Origin of the sequence: Collinsella aerofaciens (assembly GCF_015548375.1) — a bacterium.
Lineage (GTDB): Bacteria > Actinomycetota > Coriobacteriia > Coriobacteriales > Coriobacteriaceae > Collinsella > Collinsella aerofaciens_AB.
Window position 1 is genome coordinate 1 of sequence record NZ_JADMWW010000054.1, and the last position, 1,555, is coordinate 1,555.

General features: G+C 68.4%; 1 protein-coding gene. It reads left to right on the forward strand.

Annotated elements, in window-relative coordinates:
- Positions 1-106 precede the first annotated feature (106 nt).
- Entirely contained in the window at positions 107-1,219 is a 1,113-nt protein-coding gene (locus I1969_RS10940; protein WP_229028405.1) for an IS110 family RNA-guided transposase, read from the forward strand.
- The last annotated feature ends 336 nt before the right edge of the window (positions 1,220-1,555 follow it).

The window sequence follows — 1,555 nt, forward strand, 5'->3', positions numbered from 1 at the left end:
AAAACATTGAGAGCCCCTGCTGCATGAAAGACCGCGGATTAGGCCGACAATGGTGAGTGTCTAATTCAGCCGCGGCGGCCACGCCGCATTCATGGAAGGGGCTCCCATGCTCGATACTACCACCTTCGTCGGCCTCGACGTCCACGCCCGCTCGATAAAGGCAGTCTCCCTCGACGTCATGACCGGGGAGGCGCGCTGCGCGACCTTCGGCTACGACGCCGGCGCCGTCGCGGGGTGGGTGCGGTCCGTGGACCCAAAGGCCAGGTGCGTGTACGAGTCCGGGGTCACGGGGTTCGACCTGCAGAAGAGGCTCTCCGGCCTGGGGGTCGACTGCGTGGTCGGCGCCGTCTCGAAGATGATCAAGCCCAGCGCGGACAGGCGCAGGAAGAACGACCGCAACGACGCCGAGTTCCTCGCCCGCATGCTGTCGGTCGGCAACGTGGTCGAGGTGTGGGTCCCCGACGACGAGTGCGAGGCCGCCCGCGACCTGACCAGGGCGCTCGAGGACGCGAGGGACGACCTCTCGCGCTCGAAGCAGCGGCTCTCCAAGTTCCTGCTCAGGCACGGGCTCGTCTTCGACGAGAGGACGCCCACCGGCCGCAGGAAGGGCAACTGGACCCGGGCGCACTGGTCCTGGATCGAGTCGATAAGGTTCGCGGAGGGGGCCGACAACGACGTGCTCGCCTACTACGTCGACGCGGTCAGGCGGGCGGCGGAGGAGAAGGCGAGGCTCGAGGGGCTCGTCGGGGCCGAGGCCCGCAAGCCCAGGTGGAGGAGGAGGGTCGACTCCCTGCGCTGCCTCAAGGGCGTCGACACCGCGACCGCCGCCGACCTCGTGTTCGAGGCCGGCGAGTTCTCCAGGTTCGGGAACGCCCGCTCGTTCGCCGCGTGGGTCGGCCTGACGCCCTCCGAGCACTCCAGCGGGGAGAGCGACCGCAGGGGCGCGATCACCAAGGCCGGCAACAAGCACCTGAGGAAGGCGCTGGTCGAGGCCGCGTGGCACTACCTGACGTGCTCGGGGCGGCCGAAGGACCTCGCCAAGGGCCAGGCCCCGGACCGGGGCGCCCGGAGGCATGCCGCCAAGGGCGTGCGGAGGCTGGTCGAGAGGCGGGAGGCGCTGCTCGCGCGCGGGGTCCACGGCAACAAGGCGAACGTGGCCACGGCGCGCGAGCTCGCCTGCTGGGTGTGGGCGGTCGGCCTCATGGCCGAGGAGGCGTAGGGGGGGCGGTCCCCCGCACATAAGCCGATCACCCCGGAAGCGGTTCGATCCGAAGCCGTTGAGGCGAACCTCAGGTCCCTTTTCTGCGAGCGCCCAGGGCGCCACACGCGTGCACAGACTGTCGGTTCGACGAAGAAGCCTCAGCCGTAGCAACGGATTGCCCAGCGAGAGATCGCCGCGGGCGGATATTAAACTGCAAAGACGAGCGTCGGGAAGACACGCCGAGGTCGCCGCGGACGGGCTGATATAGGGAGAGGGCCTGACCCCATATCGTTGGGGCCAGGCCCGATTTTGCCTCTTGACAATGTCCTGCTCATATTAAAAGGAACGTCCCCA

Excerpts from the sequence above, each read along its gene's own strand:
- I1969_RS10940 (WP_229028405.1), top strand. The coding sequence starts at position 107 with ATGCTCGATACTACCACCTTCGTCGGCCTCGACGTCCACGCCCGCTCG.